General features: G+C 42.9%; 19 protein-coding genes. 4 read left to right on the top strand and 15 right to left on the bottom strand.

All coding sequences use genetic code 11. The annotated features are described in order from the left end of the window. Nucleotides 1-9: 9 nt before the first annotated feature. The 6 genes from JJQ94_RS11545 to bamC all read right to left on the bottom strand — a co-directional run bounded on the left by JJQ94_RS11545 (nt 10) and on the right by bamC (nt 8,436). Nucleotides 10-552 carry a hypothetical protein gene (locus JJQ94_RS11545; RefSeq protein WP_236596594.1) on the bottom strand — a complete coding sequence of 181 codons (543 nt, stop codon included), beginning with the start codon at nt 550-552 and terminating at the stop codon, nt 10-12. A 56-nt stretch (nt 553-608) separates the two neighbouring features. Next, entirely contained in the window at nt 609-2,555 is a 1,947-nt protein-coding gene (locus tag JJQ94_RS11540; protein ID WP_099030302.1) for a hypothetical protein, read from the bottom strand. Between the two features lie 26 nt (nt 2,556-2,581). Next, nucleotides 2,582-3,505, bottom strand: coding sequence for a hypothetical protein (locus JJQ94_RS11535; protein ID WP_045989866.1), 924 nt, complete (start codon nt 3,503-3,505; stop codon nt 2,582-2,584). A gap of 31 nt (nt 3,506-3,536) precedes the next feature. Continuing rightward, nucleotides 3,537-5,345, bottom strand: coding sequence for a hypothetical protein (locus tag JJQ94_RS11530; RefSeq protein ID WP_099030301.1), 1,809 nt, complete (start codon nt 5,343-5,345; stop codon nt 3,537-3,539). Between the two features lie 596 nt (nt 5,346-5,941). Then, nucleotides 5,942-7,312, bottom strand: coding sequence for a YjiH family protein (locus JJQ94_RS11525; RefSeq protein ID WP_099030300.1), 1,371 nt, complete (start codon nt 7,310-7,312; stop codon nt 5,942-5,944). 65 nt (nt 7,313-7,377) lie between these two features. Then, nucleotides 7,378-8,436: an outer membrane protein assembly factor BamC gene (gene bamC / locus JJQ94_RS11520; protein WP_099030299.1), complete on the bottom strand. Its 1,059-nt coding sequence runs from the start codon at nt 8,434-8,436 to the stop codon at nt 7,378-7,380. 332 nt (nt 8,437-8,768) lie between these two features. On the opposite strand from bamC, the gene JJQ94_RS11515 reads away from it, so the two are divergent. Then, entirely contained in the window at nt 8,769-9,302 is a 534-nt protein-coding gene (locus JJQ94_RS11515) for a glycine cleavage system protein R (protein WP_010369065.1), read from the top strand. 9 nt (nt 9,303-9,311) lie between these two features. Beyond that, nucleotides 9,312-9,785 carry a thioredoxin-dependent thiol peroxidase gene (gene bcp, locus JJQ94_RS11510; protein WP_010369066.1) on the top strand — a complete coding sequence of 158 codons (474 nt, stop codon included), beginning with the start codon at nt 9,312-9,314 and terminating at the stop codon, nt 9,783-9,785. A gap of 83 nt (nt 9,786-9,868) precedes the next feature. Here the strand turns inward: bcp and putP are convergent, their stop codons facing one another. Then, entirely contained in the window at nt 9,869-11,350 is a 1,482-nt protein-coding gene (putP, locus tag JJQ94_RS11505) for a sodium/proline symporter PutP (RefSeq protein WP_099030298.1), read from the bottom strand. A 317-nt stretch (nt 11,351-11,667) separates the two neighbouring features. Between putP and JJQ94_RS11500 the strand changes: the two genes are divergently transcribed. Both JJQ94_RS11500 and JJQ94_RS11495 read left to right on the top strand, forming a co-directional pair. Beyond that, nucleotides 11,668-12,888 (top strand): EAL and HDOD domain-containing protein, encoded by a 1,221-nt coding sequence (locus JJQ94_RS11500; RefSeq protein WP_099030297.1) that lies wholly within the window; start codon nt 11,668-11,670, stop codon nt 12,886-12,888. 89 nt (nt 12,889-12,977) lie between these two features. Then, nucleotides 12,978-14,996, top strand: coding sequence for a TonB-dependent copper receptor (locus JJQ94_RS11495; RefSeq protein WP_099030296.1), 2,019 nt, complete (start codon nt 12,978-12,980; stop codon nt 14,994-14,996). Between the two features lie 46 nt (nt 14,997-15,042). On the opposite strand, the gene JJQ94_RS11490 is transcribed toward JJQ94_RS11495, so the two are convergent. Genes JJQ94_RS11490 through JJQ94_RS11455 form a run of 8 tightly spaced genes read right to left on the bottom strand, consistent with a single transcriptional unit; the run spans nt 15,043 to nt 21,469 of the window. Beyond that, nucleotides 15,043-15,774: an MlaA family lipoprotein gene (locus tag JJQ94_RS11490; RefSeq protein ID WP_017218026.1), complete on the bottom strand. Its 732-nt coding sequence runs from the start codon at nt 15,772-15,774 to the stop codon at nt 15,043-15,045. Continuing rightward, on the bottom strand, nt 15,775-17,028 hold the full coding sequence (gene ccmI, locus JJQ94_RS11485) for a c-type cytochrome biogenesis protein CcmI (RefSeq protein ID WP_442960338.1): 1,254 nt from the start codon (nt 17,026-17,028) through the stop codon (nt 15,775-15,777). Nucleotides 17,029-17,054: 26 nt separating this feature from the next. Then, nucleotides 17,055-17,519 (bottom strand): cytochrome c-type biogenesis protein, encoded by a 465-nt coding sequence (locus JJQ94_RS11480; RefSeq protein ID WP_099030294.1) that lies wholly within the window; start codon nt 17,517-17,519, stop codon nt 17,055-17,057. Next, the gene (locus tag JJQ94_RS11475; protein WP_095728243.1) at nt 17,516-18,088 is read right to left on the bottom strand and encodes a redoxin family protein; all 573 of its coding nucleotides are present in this window, start codon (nt 18,086-18,088) and stop codon (nt 17,516-17,518) included. The genes JJQ94_RS11480 and JJQ94_RS11475 overlap by 4 nt, the downstream gene beginning before the upstream one ends. 1 nt (nt 18,089) lies before the next feature. Further along, the gene (locus JJQ94_RS11470) at nt 18,090-20,048 is read right to left on the bottom strand and encodes a heme lyase CcmF/NrfE family subunit (protein ID WP_099030293.1); all 1,959 of its coding nucleotides are present in this window, start codon (nt 20,046-20,048) and stop codon (nt 18,090-18,092) included. A gap of 1 nt (nt 20,049) precedes the next feature. After that, nucleotides 20,050-20,529: a cytochrome c maturation protein CcmE gene (ccmE, locus tag JJQ94_RS11465; protein ID WP_010369083.1), complete on the bottom strand. Its 480-nt coding sequence runs from the start codon at nt 20,527-20,529 to the stop codon at nt 20,050-20,052. Then, nucleotides 20,526-20,729: a heme exporter protein CcmD gene (gene ccmD / locus JJQ94_RS11460; RefSeq protein ID WP_099030292.1), complete on the bottom strand. Its 204-nt coding sequence runs from the start codon at nt 20,727-20,729 to the stop codon at nt 20,526-20,528. Before ccmD ends, ccmE begins: the two co-directional genes overlap by 4 nt. A gap of 2 nt (nt 20,730-20,731) precedes the next feature. Continuing rightward, nucleotides 20,732-21,469: a heme ABC transporter permease gene (locus JJQ94_RS11455; RefSeq protein WP_099030291.1), complete on the bottom strand. Its 738-nt coding sequence runs from the start codon at nt 21,467-21,469 to the stop codon at nt 20,732-20,734.

Below are 21,469 nucleotides of genomic sequence, written 5' to 3'. Positions count from 1 at the left end.
CTACAACTTTTAGTTATATCTTGCAGCGGCTAATCTAATCGACTCATTCAGCTCTTGCGCCTTTTTCCCCAGTACATTGGCACTCAGGAGTAACTCATCTCGTTCTGCTTTGAGCATGCTATCTAATGACGCCGAAGTACTACCATACTGAGAGATTTGTTGATTGCGGTTGGCAATTTTCTCTTTGTAACCCAGCACTTTTTCTCTTTGCTCACCAACACTCTGGCGATACTCACTAATTTCTTGCTTTAATTCGGGAAAGTTTTCGAGTAAAAAGCTGTAATATTCCTCTTCCTTACTCATATCAACTTCCAGTAGTTGTTGAGCACTCAGCGTTGGCTCTACTTGTTCTACTGCTTCTATTTTTGTTTCTTCTGACTTATCGTTCGCGGTAATGTCTTTGTGTTCCAGCTCCTTTGCTAGACTATCTGCGCTTTTTGCTGCGCTTACCTTGAGGGTTTCAATAGGCGTGTCTTGTAATTTAAAATGAACAGCAGCACCGATGAGTGCAGCGCTGATTAACCCACCTGTCAAAATTAGTTTCACTTTCACTTTAGGTACTCCTTTTAAACTTGTGGGAGAAGTAGAACCCTCTCCCACATTTTTTATTAACTACAGCTTGCTTTATCTACACAAACTTTTGCTGTAACTAATGCGCTGCCTTCCTTAACAGTCCAAGTACGTTTATTAAATCGTTTCCAGATTTTTCCGTAATTGGTTGATACATGCGAAGTAGTACCTTGTGCTTTAGAGCCACCAATAGTGTCTAATGTTCTCAACACAACATTCGCAAAACCACAGACTGCCGATTTACAGAACTTAGTGATACCGTCACCAAGTTGCGCGCCAACCTCACTTTTACCTGCGTCATCAACAACTGGCTCATCAGAAACTACATCGTAAGACTCAGCGTAAACAGACAGGAACATTGTCCACATGTCGTTGTACATCTCAGCTTCTAAGTTAGCAGCAATCTCTGCAGCTAATGCCGGATCATTTGATTGTGGTTTCAGATCTAGCGAACATTCCATGCCAAGCTCTTCTCTTGCTTCCTCACGAATGTGATCCCATGAACGAGTTTTGCTTCTGAACCAGCTCCAACCCTTAGATTTACCCGCATTTCTCCAGTAGCTATTCATGCGGTCGACATCAATCGAACACTCACCTTTGATTTCGCCAGGGAATGCGTAGTAGTTGTAGGCTAAGCCTAGGTTTGCAACGAATACACTACGGTTTGGTTGTGGTTCATAAAGCTTACGCTTTACACTCCAAGATGCAGAAACCCCATTTTCATTACCCGTATACTCCTCTTCGATTTGTTCAGAGTATTCACCACAACGAGCGTCACGGGTTACAAAGAAGTTAATACCACCAGATGCGAAAGAATGAGCATCCATCGTGTCGAAGTGAATTGTGTCACCTTCCAACTCTCGCTCAAATGGCATTGCCCAATCACGCAATACATCTTTGTTTACCAAAGTATTTGCAGGGAAAGTCCAAACATTCTTATAGAACAGCGGAGAGTTATTCGCTTCAACGGTTGGGTTGGCCTGAGTCACACCTGAGTTTAACCGCACGTTAAATACATCCAGCTGTTTGACGCTATAGTCACCATGCCCTGCTTGGTAAAGTGTACTTGCTAATAAGTCGCGTTCATTTTCCCAAAGGTTGTAGCCCGCACTAGCAAGACCCGTGATCTTGGCACCACTCGTTTCAACGACATCAGTTTGTACTTCCCAAGCTGATTTCACGATTGCACTTTGCGCTGCGAGTAATCGAGTTTGAAAATCAAGCGAACTATCTAAGCGTGTGATCTTATCTTCATATGCATCATAAAGGCCTTTTGCTTCGTAGTATTCATCACGAATTGCCGCTCTATCTTGTTTCACTCGGTCAATTTCTGCAGTTACGGCAGCCTTTGGCGCTTGATATTTGGTGATAACACCCACTATGCACTGACTCAGCATCGTAGGGTTAGTAGAGTAAGAGACGATACAAGTATTTGTCTCAGTAGCTTGCGCTTTATCTAGCGTATCAAACTCATCTTCTAAAGCACCAAGCTCAATGGCAATACCTTTCCACTTTGCATCTACTGCTTTAAATCGTTCAATAGTACCCGCATTTTGAAACGCTAATTCGTCCATTTCAGCACGGCTATCGCTGATCTTTCTTATAGTTTCAACCGATGAGCGCGGCAATGCATAAGTAAACTGATACCAGTTACTGACAAACTCTCTGTTACGATAAGCTTGCTCTTGTTGTGCTGGTGTTGATTTCTGACGGTAAGCGTCAGCTTTTATCTTGCTATAATCAGAACACTGAGGTCCTGAAGAACCAAGCTCTGCATAATCGCCAATAATGACTTTGCTGCTTGCTGGGCCAACATGTAGTGTTTTTGGGTTCTCATGATCAACTGTGATATCACCAACACCGGCTGGCGTTGGAATACCAAGTGAGTCAAGAGGGTTTCCTTTTGTTGCATCTGGCATAGCATATGCTACTGAACTACTAAGTAGCACGGCTAAAACTGATGTAACAGACTTCTTTAAGTACATACCATTTTCCTTACGGGTTATAAAAATCATTGAATCCTTGCTAGCTTGTTCTTAACTAGACTTAGCATGCTGTAATCACGACCAATCGACTTATCTGCAAGCCAATTGACTTGACTATTGATATAACGATATAAATCTTGTGCTTTCATTTCGTTTAGCAAAATACTGCTATTTGCATAGCTGCGAATATTGGCAAGTTCAGCCGTGCATAGCTGAGCAGATGTGCCTGCTCGACAATTTTGTTCGAGGATTTGTTTTGACGCGCGTAGCTGAGATATATCGGAATTAAGTTGTTCAATAGTGATTGGGTCTTCAACCTCAAATAGCACAAACTCCAGAGTATCTAAGGTATTATCAATGCTATTGAGCAAAGTTAAATACCCTGTAGATGGTGTAGAGATGTTGATCATTGTGCTCAAGGTACTGTTCCAAGAGCTTAAGCTTGAAGCAACTTGATTAAAATAAGTGGGTTCCGGATAAGTTACGACTTTGCTAACAACGAGCTTACAACCAGGCTTGATAGCTTGAAACCCTGTGATACCGCTCATCGCTTCAAAGCTGATATATGAATTTGAAAATCCATGAGTTAATGGGATCGTATTCAATTCACTTGAAGCAGCGCCAGAAATCCGGTTAGAGATACTCGCGACACCATCTGATTCAACACTATACCGAAGTGATAGCGGTCGAATAGACTCACATTGAAAGGTGTACTCTATCGCAGTTTTGAATAATCCATTTCTTACTATACTTGGGCTTGAATAGCTTAATTCTTGCTCTGCATACACTTGTGTTGGCGAATAAGCACAAGGCGGGAAGTATCTTGTTCCTTCCGTTGTTTGCTTTGCCGTACACATGGTATTAGCATCGAATATAGTTTGTTCCGTGGCATTTGCGTGCACACTCATTCCGCCAGACAATAGCAGTCCAGCAAGCAAATATTTGCTCATCAAATTTTCCTTCTGTGTAGTTATCGTTTTCTTAGAGTTGCTCTAGAGTAGCTCTGAGAATGTGCCGCTTAACCTGACCATTTGGTGATTCCGCTTTTATAATGAGCTGTAGTTCATTATTGTTCTCAGAACAGGCACTAAAAGGGTTTTGCTTTATTAACATTTGAAGTACATTCATTGAACCTGCCGATGCGCTGCCGGTAGGAAATAACGTACTTTCAGGCGTGGAGATATTGACTATGGATGGCATTATCTCTGGGATTGATGGCAACATATTTGGTGTCCAATAAAGTCCATCGTATTCCAAATATTCTATTTCGATGTTGCCGTTATTTGCGAAGAAATTGTCTGCTTGGTCCAACTTCCATACTACCGATTGATATCTATCAACTTCGGTGATATTGAGGTTCGCAATTTGAATTGATTGAGCCGCCAAGACATTTAATCGTGTAATGATCCACTCTAATCGAGCGAGCTGTTCACTGTCTAAACCAAAATCAATCAATGTTGCAATTAGCTCATTAGCCTCATGACCAAGAGTGAAACTCTCTTGCTGAAACTGGCTTAGTTGCGGGTTTATTCGTGTGTATTCTTTACACAACAATGTGTGCTGCTCATTAAATAGTGCTATTGAACTGAAGCCATCAATCGTACTATCAGCCGTCTTTGCAAGCTTTTGAGACAGTCTTCGACCATCAACATTTTTAGCTAAATAAGCAACATTAATCGCCGTGGCTAGCTTTTTCAAAGATAGTTCTGTGCCCTGCGCTCGCATATCCTGATAGTGCTCAGTTACAAACCCTGCAAAAGTCGGCATTCGAACAAAAGCAGGATCAACTGGCTGATAATCACTCGAATAAGCATTGCTCAGCAAAGAGGCTTCATTGTTTAACTGCTCCAAATATAACTCAAAATACGTTAGTTTTTTGTCATAATCGGTATCAATAACCACGGCGCTAGCATCAAGTGCGTTAAAGCAAGTCGTTGTCTCGCATTGTCTGAAGCTGACATCAAAATAGGCATTTAATACCTGAGTTTTGTGGATGAGTGCTTGTTGTTGAACAAATGGAATGAGGGTTAGTGAATCATTCAGTGCAGTAAGTCTGCGATTAATAATTCGTACTCTGCTTGATAAAATTGTACTTGCATCATATTTTTTGAGAATTTTCCAAAGCCGGGTCTGGCTGTCAACCAGTTGATTTATCTCCACCTTTAGATTTTCTTTCTCAACAGCACTCATTAAGCCAAATTGATTGATATTTGCACTCACTTTCGCTAAATGCGCATTTAACTTTTCTTCAAGTAGCAAGCCATACTCATATCTTCTGTAGAGCGCAGCATGTGACAAACCCGCAGCTACGCTTCGAGTTGAACTAATAGTATTCAGTCTAAAATTAACTTTTCGAAGACTATCACTTGCAGGACTAAATCCTGCAACATCTGCAGGGTTAACAAAATCTTTATATAGTTCACCGTAAAGCGATTGCTGCAATACATAATATTGCTCAATCAAGGCGGTATGATTCATTAAGTCGGTGACATGAAACCATTCATGACCATTTCTGTTTTGGTACCCTAATGCCGATGCTTTAAGCTCTTGCTTTATCCCACAAGGCAGCTCTATCTTCCTAAAACACGATGGTTCCATAGAAGGTTCTGCGGCAACGCAAATATCATTACAACTAGATTCAGAATACTCGGAATAACAAGTACGAGGCATAAAGTCTCTAACTTGTACTGATACTTGACATGAGTTTTCAGTTCCCGATGCATAACTTTTACTAGCTATGAAAAAAAATGCGGCAAAACGTAATACGCCGAATCCTTTTACTTCGTACATAAATCAGCTTCCTTAAGCTATGTTTTCCTTAAGCAGGAACATACTAGCGTTGCAACCCCCACATGTAAACCCAAAAAGTTACATTTAAGAAACAATAAAACCCAAAATAAAAACAAAAAGAAACAACATAGAAAAAACAAATTATTATAATCAAGTACTTATAATCCACCCTAAGCTACAGCTGAACATCCCGTAAAAAACAAAAACAAATAGTTAACAAGGTTAATTTTATGGAGCTTGAGTTCTTAAAGGTAACGGGATTTATCCACACATGCTACTTAAGAAGCTTTGGAACGAATCGGAACTTGCTTGGAGAATTATCTAAGCTGTTGTACTTTCAAAGTATATAGCAATTAGGCTAGCTTTATGGTTACGATAGGCTATTGATTTGCCATACTTGAGCAAAGTCTCTAATAGAATCGGTAATGTACTAGACCTGTCGATAGGGCCTGTTAGATTTACAGACGAAGGAATGACTTTGAGGCTACTTTGATGAAGCAGAGTAGTGATAAGGAAAATATTCTCTTTAGAAGATATATTAGCTAAGAGTTTAGCTATTCAAATAAAACCCCCTCGCATAGTAGGGGGTTTTTATTTTAGCCAACTAACCATTTCGCCATAAAGACGATAACAGGTAAGGTAATGAGCGTTCTTAAAATAAAGATTAGGAATAGCTCCCACAAGTTCACTGGGATTTTGCTACCAAGCAGTAATGCCCCAACTTCAGACATGTAAATTAACTGGGTAACACTCATTGCGGCAACGATAAATCTGGTGGTATCACTTTCAATAGAGCCAGCAGCAAGGATTGACGGAATAAACATATCAGCAAAGCCTACCACTATCGTCTGTGCTGCTTTTTCGGCTTCTGCCACATTGAGTAGCTCGAGGTAAGGAACGAAAGGTGTACCTAAATATTGAAATACAGGGGTGTATTCTGCGATGATCAGGGCAAAAGTACCAACTGCCATAACCACGGGAAGTACAGCAAATACCATATCTAACGCATTGTGCAGGCCTTCTTCTAATGTTCCTTTAAGCCCTGGTGCCGTTTTAGCCTTAGCAAGTGCAATATCCAAAGAATGACCTAACAGGCCTTTTCCTTCTGGCACCGCTTCCGAATCCTGATTGTGATCGCTACCATCTACATAGATATCCTTTTTGAACCTTAGCGGTGGTAAGCGTGGCACTATGATCGCTGCAACAAAGCCAGCTGCACATACGGTAAGGTAAAAAGGAGCAAACAGGTGTTCGAGTTTAACTTGACCAATAACAACTAAACAGAAAGTAATGGAAACCGCAGAGAATGTGGTGCCGATGATAGCCGCTTCTCGTTGTGTATAGTGCTTATCCTCATATTGGCGAGCAGTCATCAAGATACCTACGCTACCGTCGCCAAGCCAAGAAGCAACACAGTTTACCGCGCTACGACCAGGCACACCGAATAGCGGGCGCATCACTTTGGTCAAGAGTGTGCCAACCATCTCAAGTAGACCAAAGTTAAGTAGTAATGGCAGTAACAAGCCGGCAAGAATAAAGACAGAAAAGAGTACAGGTAACAAGTCATTTAGCACTAATGCTCCTGTGTTTTCTGAATGGATCGCTTCTGGACCAACACCATTGAAGGTAAGCACAATAAACACCATGCCAACTAGTCGGGTTATCAACCAAACCCAGCTAACGTCAAATAAGTGCTTTATTATGGTTATTTTTAATAGCGCTTGGGGTCTTAGGAGCTTCATCACCAAACTCATGATCCCGGTAATACATACTATTGCGACAATCATGTCTTTAATAAAAGGAGCGACTTGCGCTTGTAACCACTTCGCCATAACAGCGATTGGGATAGTCATTGCTTCCCCTACCGCCACTGGCGTCATAAATAAAAAGATACCAATCAATGACGGTACGATAAACGCAAACCACGTTTGTAAGGTGGAGCGTGGTGTCATAGTGCTCTCTGTCATTTTTTACTTCCACAAAAACAAAGAAAAGAGCCGAAGCTCTTTTCGTTTTTAAATTATTATATTTATTAGATTGTTAGACCTTTTTGCCTAAGCAAAGTGATCAAGGCTTGATGCAGGTTATTCATGGTGTTTGCATCAAGTACGTTACCTTCGCTATCCTTCCAGGTAATTGAAGTACGCGTATCCTGCGCTTGAGCGATCTTTATCGTGTAATCACCATTGTCAATTGGCAACACAATCGCTTCTTCACCCCAAATAGAGTCCCAAACGCTGCTTTCAGGCGCTTCGTAACGGACCAAAACTTCCTGCTTTTCTCTATCGACACGGACAACCGTAAAGTTACTTCTTTCGAGGAAGTTTGAGAAGCGATCAAGCACCGCTTCTTGACCTTTTTCAGTCAGTAGCGCCGAATCACCATTCTTGTCAAACCCAAGTTCAAGTGCCAGTACACCTTGGCGCTTACGCATTTCAACTTGCAGTAGACGATATTGATAGTCAAATTCTGAAACGACTTCGTTCAGTGCCCGAACTTCGAGGTGGTTTTTCTGAAGCGCAGTTAACTCACCATCGCCTTGATAATCTACTAATTCCGCTCGAATTGACGCCGTACGCTGATGTTCTTTTTGCTCTACAGTAAACTTAAACTTTTGCTTAGATGGCTCTGCCGCTTCTTCCCAAAACCAGCCGTCTTTAGGCTTGATCAGTGAATACCAAGTTGTAGTCACCGAGCCTTGCGTCTTGTTATCGCTTTCAAGACCGGCATTATGCATCGCCACAACCCCATCCACAGCACGCCAAATAAATGCTGGTAAATCTTCTATACCGTCATTTTTATCAAAAAAGATCCTTGCAGCGTCTTCACCCTGCTCTACCCAACTGCCTTGCGCAACCGTTAATACCTGTTGCGGTGCACGATAGCTTACCGGCTCAGCTGTATTTTCATATTGGCCAACTGGCATTGCAAATTCTGGGTCTCGATAAGGCTGAGCCAAGCCTTCAGGGGCTTTCACCGGTGCGTTTGCACGATAATTTCTTTCATGATGTGCATCGTTTGTGAAAATACTACAGCCGCTTAGACTCACGGCAATTCCAAGAACCAGTGATTTTGGGATCCAATACTGCACTCATTTACTCCTTAGCAAACCCTATTATTATTCGAATCAAAGTTATGATTTAGGATTGCCGAATTGGTTCACACAAAGTTGCCAAAAATTGACAATCTCTGAATTAATAACGCTATGGTATCAAATATTCCACGTACTATAGTGGGAACACGTAGCCCATAGCCAAAATTTTGCCTTATGTTACTTGTCATACATTAGAAAAACAAGCAACCATGCCGCGCAACCCTAATTCTATTTTTTATTACAACGCGCTAGCGCTAAAACTCAGATATGGTAGTATTTCGCGTTAACTATTAACCTTGAGCGCATTACGTGAAATCAGAGGTTCCAAAATGACCATGCATGCAAACCATCAACTTGTCTTAACCGCAATAGGAGAAGACAGATCTGGTATTGTTGGCGAATTGACACAGCTTGTGAGTGACTGCAACTGTAATATTATCGACAGTCGTATCGCAATATTGGGAAATGAATTTACCTTTATTATGTTACTCGCCGGTGACATGGCGTCTATTAGTCGTGTAGAACATACCTTACCAGCAAAAGGGATGGAACTCGGTCTCTTAACCATGATGAAACGCACGTCGAGCCATCAGCAAGGCGAATACAGTGCAGGTTATACATTGGAATATGAAGGACTAGATACTCCCGGTACACTCAGCAAAGTAACGCGCTATTTTGCAGCACAAGGAGTGAATATTTGTTCACTGAAGTCAGATACCTTTGAGCAAGAAGACGAGCTACATATGCGCTGCGAGCTTGAGTTCAATATTCCAGTGGATGTGGATATTGATAACTTTAAAGTTCAGTTCGAAGATCTTTCTCACTCCTTAAACGTAGACTATATATTTAGACGCATTCGCTAAGGATTTACTATGAATACTTTAAAAGTTGGTGATCAAGCGCCACTATTTTCACTGCAAAACCAAAACGACGAGACCGTTGAACTTGCTACTTTATTAAAGTCTCACCAAGTTTTAGTCTATTTTTATCCTAAAGCATTGACCCCTGGCTGTACGGTTCAGGCCGAAAATCTACGCGACCACAAAGCTGAACTGGCTGAATTAAACACCGTAGCCGTTGGCATTAGTCCAGATCCTGTGAAAAAGTTAAAGAACTTTGAAAACAAAAAAGAGCTCAACTTTGACTTACTTTCGGATGAAGACCACGCGGTAGCCGATGAATTTGGTGTGTGGGGACTAAAGAAATTTATGGGTAAAGAATATGATGGCATTCATCGCCTATCTTTCTTAGTCGGTCAAGACGGTACCATCAAGCACGTGTTCAATAAGTTTAAAACCAAAGATCACCATGAAGTCGTGATTAACCACTTAAAAGAACAAGCTTAAAGTGACTGTTAAACCGTATATACGTATATTTAAGAAATAAAAAACGGAGCAAATGCTCCGTTTTTTATTCGCTTCAACCGACTTTAATCAAGCGCTTTTTCTACTTTATAAAATAGGGTCGTGATCTCTTTACTTGGCTCCTTGGTCATTAGGCTGACAGCAAAGATAGCGACTGTCGCGACAATAAACCCAGGGACAATTTCATATAATGTCGCGCTAAGCGGCTCACCATTATAAGTAAACGGACCGTAGATCCATACCAACACAGTCACCGCACCAGATACCATACCAGCAAGTGCTCCAGCAAAGTTCATGCGAGACCAGAATAAGCTTATCAGCACCAGTGGGCCAAATGCCGCACCAAAACCAGCCCAAGCATTACTTACAAGATCTAGAATCGAGCTATCTCTGTCGTATGCAAGATAAATTGCAGCAAGCGCTACAACTAACACACTAATACGACCAACAAGCACAAGTTCTTTGTCTGTCGCAGCTCTGTGGATAAAAATCTTATAAAAGTCTTCTGTCAAAGAGCTCGAACTCACTAACAACTGCGAAGAAATAGTACTCATAATTGCAGCAAGAATTGCTGCGAGTAAGAAACCTGCGATCAGTGGGTGGAACAATAGCTGAGATAAAATCAAAAAAATGGTCTCGGCATCGTCTACAACAATCCCATGTTCATGTGAGTATGCAGCACCAAACAAACCAGTTCCCACGGCACCGAGGGCAGCGACTATCATCCAGCTCATCCCTATGCGACGCGCTGTTGGCATGTCTTTAACACTTCGAACAGACATAAAGCGCACGATAATATGAGGTTGACCAAAGTAGCCAAGACCCCAAGACATTGCTGAAATAATACCAATTGCGCCAGCCGAGCCTACCCAAGTTAACATAGTTGGATTTAGCTCATTTAATGTTTGAGATAGCGGATTATCGAGCAGTGAGAAGGTAACTAAAGGCACTAAAATCAAAGCGATAAACATAATGCAGCCTTGTACAAAGTCGGTCAGACTTACCGCTAAAAAGCCACCAAATAAAGTATAAAGCACAACAACACTGGTCGTGATGTATAAACCGCTCTCATAACTCATGCCAAATGAACTTTCAAACAGCTTACCACCGGCAACCACACCAGAAGAGGTATAAAGCGTGAAGAAAACAATGATCACTAACGCAGAGACTATTCTTAACGCGTTTCCTTTATCTTCGAAACGATTTGCAAAGTAGTCAGGAATGGTTATCGCGTCATTTGCATACTCTGTGTAAACACGTAGGCGCGGTGCAACCAATAAATAGTTAAACCAAGCACCAATCACAAGACCTATTGCAATCCATGTACTGCTAAAACCATAAAGGAACATAGCGCCTGGCAGACCCATTAAGATCCAACCACTCATGTCGGATGCGCCAGCTGAAAGTGCCGCTACACTTGGTGGTAAGCTACGACCGCCCAACATGTAGCCTGACACATCACTGGTCGACTTTTTATATGCGTATAACCCAATTCCCAACATCGCAATAAAATATAGTGCGAGAGAGATTATCGTACCTATCTCCAAATTAGCCTCCTAATTGTTAGTTGGGCTCTTCTCCAAATGTGAGCTTTTTCTATCACTTAATTATTCGATTTCTAACTCACTTTGAATAAAAGCCAAAAACATAAAGACCCACTATAACACGCACAAACCATACACCCAACCACCTGCGACCGTTGACCAAAACAGTATTTTATTCGTACCTAATTCAGCTGGTTAGTTATTATTCACTCCATGTTCAGTATTTACCCATATTCTTTAAATGCAATTTCCCAGCGTGACCTGACTGCACTTTTACCTTATATTTAACCCTATAGTATTTTGTTTGGACGGTAGTATTTATGTACTTTTACGCGGCTCGTCAGCCAATTTTTGATGTCCAAAGGGAATTGATTGGCTACGAACTTCTATTTCGTGATAGTTTAAATAATGTATTTCCCGAAATTGACGGCGATGAAGCCACAAGTCGCTTGGTTGAAGGTAGTCAGTTTACCTTTGGTCTAGATGATCTAACGAATCAACTCCCCGCTTACATTAACTTCACCTTAGAGACACTGGCAAAAGGCTATGTGCAAATGTTAGCGCCCGATCAAGTCGTTGTAGAAATATTGGAAACCGTACAACCAGGAAAAAGACTTTTAGCCTGTGTAAAAGAGCTCAAAGAGCAAGGCTATACTCTTTCGCTTGACGATTACCACCACCAAAATGTGTGGCGCCATTTTTTCCCCTATATCGACCAGATAAAAATTGATTTGTTGGCAACGAATGTTGAGCAAATCAATGTCATTAAAGCCGCAATACAGGATTTTCCTGATATTGATTTAGTGGCAGAGAAAGTTGAAACCTACGAGCAGTTTGAACTCGCCAAATCGCTTGGATTCAAATATTTTCAAGGCTTCTTTTTCGCCAAGCCCGAAATGGTCAAAACCAAAGCGCTGGCCCCTTCCGAATTGGCGATGGCTGAGTTACTTTATGAAACTTCGAGCGTTGAGCCCGATCTTGCTAGGATCACACAGGTCTTTGAACGCGATGTAAACCTAAGCTACAAACTACTTCGCTACGCGAATAGTGCCGTTTTTAAGCGTCGGGCAGAGATATCGACGATTAAACAGGCTTTAGTGGTACTCGGTAGTGAAGAGCTTAAACGTCTGATCTCCTTGCTATTTGCCTCACAGCTCAATACTGAAAAGCCTAAAGAGCTGCTTTCACTCTCCTTATTACGGGCACACTTTATGGAAGCAATAGCAACCGAGGCCAACAAGATTTCTGATACCGGGAGCACATTTTTGGTTGGCATGATGTCACTTATGGATGCCATTCTTGATGACGATATGGCGAGCTTATTGACGAAATTACCATTATCTCAAGAAATTAAATCAACCCTACTGAAAAAACCGAGTGCTTTTGGTATTTATCTGGACCTTGCTGAATCTCTAGAAAAAGGTGACTGGGATAGCATTGAAACCATCTCAAAATCTCTTGGCTTAACCAGCCAAAATATCGCAGAGCTATATCAAAAATCGCAAATTTGGAGTGACACTCAAATAAAAGCGATAGAGTAACTAGCCAAAGGATGCGACAATCTGTCGCATCCCGCTAAGCACCTGATAGCGATAAAATAAGTGCACTAAAACAACTTCAAAGTGAACTTATGAAACGCACCCTACTCTCTCTTGCTATTGTTTCCTTATCCCCCATCACCCATGCTGATGAAATTGAAAAAATCGTTGTTATTGCACCAATGCAAACACCAATTACGCTAACAACGGATACCAAAGCAGTACGGCAACCACTACCAGCACAAGATGGCGCGGATTTACTCTCTTCAATTACGGGGTTCTCACTAATTAAAAAAGGCGGCGCAAGCGCTGACCCTGTGTTTCGTGGCATGGCAGGATCTAGAATTGCCATTATCGCCAATAATGGTCAAACGCTTGGTGGTTGCGGTAGCCGCATGGACCCGCCAACAGCATATATTACGCCACAATCCTACGACACATTAAAAATCATCAAAGGCCCACAAACTGTGCTCTATGGTCCTAGTAACAGCGCTGCGACTGTGGTATTTGGCCGTGAAAATGAACGCCTAGCTAAATCTGAACTGATTGGCTTTACTAATGCGGTGCTTTCGAGCCAAGGCCGCTACAGTGTCAACAGTGATATCAAGGCTGGTAATGAACGCGGATACGCCCGGATCGCAGCAAATTACAGTGATGCAGATGATTATGAAGATGGTAATGGCACCAAAGTTCACTCAGCGTATGAACGCTGGAATATAGACACAGAGTTTGCCTACACCCCAAGCGATGACGCCTTTTACTCTATCACTTACGGGGTAAGCGATGGTGAAGTTGCCTATGCCGACCGAATGATGGATGGCAGCCTCTTCGACCGAGAAAATATTGGCCTGAATATCAAATTATCTTCCCTTTCATCACTGATTGAAGAGTTAAAATTCAACGCATACTATAACTACGTTGACCACATCATGGACAATCATAGCTTACGTCCTTTTGTTGCTAACATGATGATGAAAACGCCAACCTCCTCCAATCCTGACCGTAAAACTTATGGCGCAAAGCTTACGTTGACTTCAGAAATCAATGCCCAACATACTTTTATTTACGGTGTCGATTATCAAGCAAACGAGCATCGCAATCGAGTCAGCCGAGATCAATTCAATAATCCGGTAGAAACGATGCCGCGCCAGATAGATGCTGAATTTAGACAACTCGGTGTATTTGCCGAGTTCGAATATCAATTGAGTCACTCCAGCCAATGGGTCAGCGGATTACGCATTGATGATTGGCAAAGTGAAGATCATCGCACCATGATGAGCACAATGATGTCGATGAAACCAAACCCAACCGCCCTACAAACACGAGACGATACATTATTCAGCGGATTTAGCCGTTATCAAGCACAATCTGAAAACAGCAGCTATTTTGTCGGCTTCGGCGTTACAGAGCGCTTTCCCGACTATTGGGAAGTAGTCGGAGGTAACCGAGGAAGTGAAACATCTATTTCTGCCTTTAATGTCGATACTGAAAAAACCGTGCAATTCGATGCTGGATTGGTAAAGCAGTTCAAAGACATTAACGTCAATTTCTCGGTGTTCTATAACCAAATTGACGACTATTTATTAATCGACAATATGTTTGAAAAGATGAATATGACGTCAAAAGTGACCAGAAATATTGACGCGGAAACCTTCGGTTTTGAGGGTGAAGTAATGTGGCAAGCGAGCAAAGCGCTGCAACTCACTGGTAGTATCAACTACGTAAAGGGTAATAACCTTACTGACAATCTCGCATTGGCTCAGCAACCGCCCCTACAACTGCGCATTGCAAGCAATTACCAATTAAGCGATAAGTGGCAACTAGGCGGGTTGGTAAGATTAGTACAACATCAGCACAGAGTGGCGATTGGACAAGGGAATATTGCAGGGCAGGACGTCACTGCGACGGCTGGGTTTGGCACGCTTTCACTCAATATCAATTATCAATATAGCGATACACTACAGCTCAGTGCGGGAGTAGATAATGTACTCGATAAAACCTATGCCGAGCATTTAAGTCGTTCAGGTGCCGCGGTAAGTGGCTTTGACCAGATTGACCGAGTCAATGAACCTGGACGAACGCTTTGGGCAAATCTTAACTGGCGCTTTTAACCGTATACTAAGGTAAAAATAAGGTCGGCGATTGCCGACCTTATTTTTACAAGTTCTCTAAAAAGTTCTCATCAAAATCATCCGGCTCTTCTTCCATTGGCGGATTGCCATCGAATAGCTCATACAACTGACGTTGATAATATACATCCTTTAAGAAAGTGTATGGATCAAGCGACTCATTTAGCAGCTTTTCTTGTGACATCAAAGCCGCTCTTGCTTCAACCGCACGCAGCGCAAACACTAATACTGTTTGCGGCGTAGTGAGTGCGATTTCTGGCAAGACAAAGTTATCGACTACATCACCCGTTAAGTTTCTCGCGGTCGTCGGTCCCATACCTGGGATCATAATATACGCACCATCACCAACACCCCAAACCCCCAAGGTTTGGCCAAAATCTTCGTCTTTAAGCTCAAGCCCAAGTGTTTTCGCTACATCAAACAAGCCAAAAATACCGACCGTAGAATTAACTAAAAAGCGAGCAACATTGATTGCCATATGATCAGGCTTACCCTGTAGCGCTGCGTTTACTGCATCGGTCGGTGCGGCGATGTTGGTGGTGAAATTGACAACACTACTGCGCACGGGAGCGGGAGTCACCGCGACATACCCTTTAGCAACAGGACGCAAAATATAGGCATCCAACACATCCATGTTGAAATCATAGAGTGGGCGGTTAAGTGATTGAAATGGATCTCGTGGATCCTTTTTCTCTTCGGGTACTTGCGCACAACCAACAATGGTCAACGCAAGTAAGCCTGTGAGCACAGCTTTAAGCATTTATTTCCCTGTATTTGTTAAGACACGACTAATCTCGACAGTGAGCTGATTTTCGCCTTGTTGAAGTTCAATTACGCTTGAAACACCCTCAAGTTCTCCATCTGAAGGCATTACTGAACCATCATTAGAAATACGTGCGGTGACCGTAACTTGAGAAAATTTCGACAAGGTTAATTCAGGCATCATTGCCATACTATCATCTAGGTTTACCGTCATTGGCAAGTTAAAGTTTGTAATTTTAGCCACCGCCAATGGCATGGCAGGGCCTTCAGCTGCTTTTGCAAAAACGAACAAGGTGCTGCCCTTTGGAATGTTATTCTGTAACTCAGCTGAAATGGTTACAGTAGCGACAATACCAGCTTTTACAGCCACTGGTTCATCTGTTTGTTGACCCAACTTTTGCTCGATTTCAGCAATGCGCCCTGCGATCATCTCATAACGCGGATCATCTTTGGTTAATTGTGACAACAAGACTTCAAAAGCGGCTTTTGACTCTTTCCAATCTTGACGTTCATAGGCAATTAACGCCAGCAAGCTTATCGCATCAATATTCGTTGGATCATTCTTGAGCACTTTTGACAACATTCTGGCCGCGCGATTCATGCTTGGCTCTGAGCCCTCTATCAATAATGCTTGGCTATAATTCACCAGGACATTATTGTTATTAGGTTGCATCACGAGTGCTTTATCAAATGCCTGCATCGCCATCTCAAAGTCACTAAGTGACATTGCAACACGACCAAGTAACATCCATGCAACTGCGTCGTCGCCAGCTGTTGCTAGTTTAGTTCTTAGCCCCAGCGCAAATGCTTGTAGCTCGTTGGCATTTAGCGGCTCTCCAGATTGCATTACTGCACGCTCACCATACTCAGGTAACTTTTCAACGGCTTCATGCCAGCTCGCTATTTGCCTGTGGCTACCCGTGTAGTAATAAAAGACACCTGTCACCAGCAGCATAAAAGCAATACCTGTCAGCGCCAACACACGGTTATCACCACGACTCGTCAATGATTGTTCAGGCGATAACTCATTCAATAAGCGACGCTTGAGTTCAACCACAGATTCATTATAACTGTCTTTTTCGATACGCTGATTAGCAAGCTCTTCTTTTAACTCTTCCAAACGTTGATTGAAAATATCGATACGCTCGGCATTCGCATCATGATCAACCGTGATGCGTCTTTCCTTTTTAATAAACGGAAAAACCACAAAGAGACCGGCAAATACGCCCAGCAGAAGAAACAAAAACCACATTTGGGTTAAATCTGTCGAGAATTCGCTCACTGCTCACGCTCCTGACGTTGATATTGATTAATGAGCTCAGTCAGCTTTTGTTCGTCCACAGCATTCCAATCTTGCTTTTTCGCAGCGCGTTTTTGACGAAATACAATAAAGCCGAAGCCTAAAATAATGATTGCCACTGGCAGTACCCAAAGCACGATCGTTGCAGGCGTAACAGGTGGTTGATAATGAACGAAATAGCCATAGCGGTCGATCATATAATCAATGACCTCTTGCTTAGACTGACCTTCATTAACCAAAGCGATGACTTTGTCACGCAGATCTTTGGCTACGACGGCATCTGAATCTGCAATGTTTTGGTTCTGGCATTTCGGGCAGCGTAGCTCATGAGTCAGCTCTCGGAAAGTTTGCTCACGTTCAGCTGTAGCAAAGTTATATTTGTCTTCCGTTGCTTGCGCCGCTGCGGTAATCATCATTAAAAGCAAAACAATTACATATTTCATTGCGCCAACTCCTGATAGATTGCTGCAAACTTAGTGCGCCACACGCGTTCATTGATATCGCCAGTATGATGCAACAAAATCTTACCTTGCTTATCTACCAAAAAAGTCTCTGGCGCGCCTGAAACTCCAAGATCCAGCGCTAATGTACGCTCCAAATCCAGAATGTTAAATTGATATGGGTTACCAGCACGACTCAACATGTTATTGACATCTTGCCTTAATGCATTGATATCAAACTGGTCGCCAAAATCAGGATCATAAGCCTGCTCGTAATACAGACCTATTATTTTCACGCCGCGCTCTCTAAGCTCAGTTAAATAACCCAGCTCAGCGATACAGGTTGGGCACCAAGTGCCCCATACGTTCATCAGGTAGACTTCACCCTTAAGCGAGTCGGCAGTCCAGGTTTTATCACTATCCATTAAATCGGGTAATGAAAACTCAGGCATCGTGTGCCCTAAACGGCCTGTCTGAAGTTCTCTTGGGTTGCCAAATAGTCCTTGGTACAAAAATACACACAGGAAAATAAATATCAAAAAAGGCACTAAACCTAATAACTTGCGGTTCATGTTAAGCCTCCACTTGGGATAATTTTTTCACGCGGCTGCGGTAGCGTTTATCCGCAAGCACAATGAAGCCGGCAAAAGAGATAAGTAGCCCACCTAGCCACATCCAACGCACGTATGGTTTGTGATAAATCCTCAGCGACCACGCGCCTGCAGAAAGCGGCTCGCCGAGTGCTAGATATAAATCACGGAAGAAACCATCATCAATAGCGGCTTCGGTCATAAACTGCATCCCTACATCATAACGACGTTTTTCCGCGTGTAGTTCTACAACTTTCTTACCATTTTTGAATACTGTCACTACGCCTGCATGACCACCGTAGTTCGGACCTCGAATTTCTTTTACGCCATCAAAGCGATATTCGTATTCGTTTAGCATCGCCGTTTCACCCGGTTTCATGCTCACTGAGCGCTCAACTGAGTATGCAGAAGTTAAAGTCACCGATGCGATAACAAAGGCAATACCAACGTGCCCAAGTACCATCGCCCAATAGCTCAGCCCTAGCTTTTTAAAGCCGATTGCAACACTTGGGTGAACAGTCACTTTATTAAATAAGTCAGCGGCAGTAGCCACACTTATCCACACAGCTAAAGCTGTCGCAACAAATGTCAGTGGTGCCACCACTTCATAGCTCGAATACAACCACGTCGCTGTGAGCACTAAACTCACCACAATCAATACAGCCCATTTTTTAACTAGTGGCGGCATTTTATTTTGTTTCCAGCGCAGCATAGGGGCTAAACCCAGCAAAATCGCGAACGGCACGATTAGTATCGCAAACATTTGGTTAAAGAAAGGCACGCCAATAGAAATAGAACCTAAGCCCAGCTCTTTGTGGATCATAGGCAATAACGTGCCTAACAATACAATCAAGGTTGCAACTACTAAGAAGATATTGTTGATCCACAACGCCACTTCACGCGAAATGAATTGATAGCGCCCCTCGCTATATACTTGAGCTACGCGCATTGCGTAAAGCGCTAAGCTGCCACCCACAACCACAGCTAAGAATGACAGGATGTATAAACCTCGGTCAGGATCGGTTGCAAACGCATGCACCGATACGATAATGCCTGAGCGAACGATAAAGGTACCAAGTAAACATAAACTAAACGCGGTGATAGCAAGTAGTACTGTCCAAGACTTAAACACACCACGCTTTTCTGTTACTGCAAGTGAATGCAATAAAGCGGTTGCAACAAGCCAAGGCATCAGTGAAGCGTTTTCCACCGGATCCCAGAACCACCAACCGCCCCAGCCTAGCTCTGAGTACGCCCACCAACTACCAATAGTAATGCCTAGAGTAAGAAAGCCCCATGCGGCCATTGTCCAAGGACGAGACCATTTAGCCCAAGTATTATCAAGTTTACCGGTTAAAAGCGCAGCAATTGCAAAAGAGAAAGACACAGATAAGCCAACGTAACCCATATAAAGGAGTGGCGGGTGAATGATCATACCTGGGTCTTGCAATAATGGATTCAAATCACGCCCTTCAACAGGGAAGTACGGAAGCAAACGCTCAAAGGGGCTCGACATCCACAGGGTATAAAGCATAAAGCCCACACCTAAAAAGCCAAGTACGCCTAACACACGCGCTCGCAATACCCACGGTAGCGACTTCGACATCACCGCAACCAGCATGGTCCACATGGATTGCATTACCAACCACAGTAAAATTGCGCCTTCGTGTCCACCCCACGTTGAGGTGATTTTATAATACCAAGGCAAAGTACTGCTCGAATGATGCGCCACATACGCAACCGTAAAGTCATCCATTAACGTGATGTAGATCAGTACCATAAATGAGAAAACAACTAGAATACACTGACCTACAGCCAGTGAAGGAGCGGCTTTCATCAGCCTCAAATTACCCGTATAAGCACCCCACAATGGGAAAATACACAGTAATAAGCTCAATGCCATCGCCAGAACTAAGGCGAAGTAACCTATTTCTGGGACCATCTTAGTTCTCGCTGTTTAAATTATATTTTGGCTTTTCATGCTTAATGCCTTTCACGGCTTCTGCCACTTCTGATGGCATATACTCTTCATCATGCTTGGCAAGTACTTCAAACGCTTCAACTACATTAGACTCAACTAACGTCCCTTGCGCTACGATACCTTGACCTTCACGGAATAGATCAGGAAGAATGCCTTTATAACGAATAGTAACCATTGGACCGGTGTCGATAAGTTTAAATGACACATCTAAAGACGTTTCATCACGCACCACTGAACCTGGCACAACCATACCGCCAATGCGCAGTTTCTGACCGATCTGCGGTATTTCTTTTAACTCACCTTTACCTTCAACAAGCTCGCTCGGCGTGTAAAACAAATTAATATTTTCTTGTAGTGCGTAAAGCGTAAGCCCGACCGCTGCGCCAATACCAAAGATAACGGCGACAACGGTGAATAATCTTTTTTTGCGTCTAGGATTCATGCTTGCGACTCCTCTTTTGCTTTTTTAATGCGTGCTTCTCTTGCCATTTGTGCTTTAACTGCTTGCTTTAGCTTCTTACCATCCAAGATAGAGCCGACTAAAATACCAGCCAGTATTAATGCACATGAGCCAAATGAGAGCCAAACATAAAAGCCATAGCCACCCATGGCTAAAAATTCACTGAAGGATTCAAACTGCATGATTAACCCCTATTCACTAATTCGCGGACCCAAGGACGGTGTTGCTCGCTTCGTAAAATTTCATTTTTCAAACGAATTAGCGTAACCGCGCCAAGCACACCAGCAAACGCCACTATGTTGATCAACAAAGGCCACAACATGGAAGGATCAATCGCTGACGTATCAAATTTGGTGATAGTTGATCCCTGATGCAACGTGTTCCACCACTCTACCGAGAAATGAATAATAGGCAGATTAACAACCCCGACAATAGCAAGAATACAGGCAGCTCGACCACCTGATTTTTTATCTTCAAAGGCGTGATATAGAGACAAAACACCGAAATACAAAAACAATAGGATAAGCTCTGACGTCAATCTTGCATCCCAGACCCACCAAGCTCCCCACATAGGTTTACCCCAAGCCGCACCGGTGATTAACGCAATCGCGGTCATTGCTGCACCAATAGGTGCAATGGCAATAACCGCCAGTTCAGCATTACGAATTTGCCATACCAAGGCAACAATAGCCGCAATAGCCATAGAAGAGTATGCACCCATTGACCAGATAGCCGACGGCACATGAATAAAGATAATACGATAGCTGTCTTTTTGTTGGTAGTCGGCTGGCGCATAGGCTAACCCCCAAACCCATCCAACAATTAAGCACACTACCGCAATCACGGCAAAGTAAGGAAGCAAGGTGTTACACAGTTGGTAAGCACGCTCCGCTTTGGCATAAGGATGTAACCACTTCCACAT

It is taken from the genome of Pseudoalteromonas sp. GCY (genome assembly GCF_016695175.1).
In the GTDB taxonomy this organism is placed as follows: Bacteria; Pseudomonadota; Gammaproteobacteria; order Enterobacterales; family Alteromonadaceae; genus Pseudoalteromonas.
This window is presented reverse-complemented; position numbering and strand designations above follow the sequence as displayed.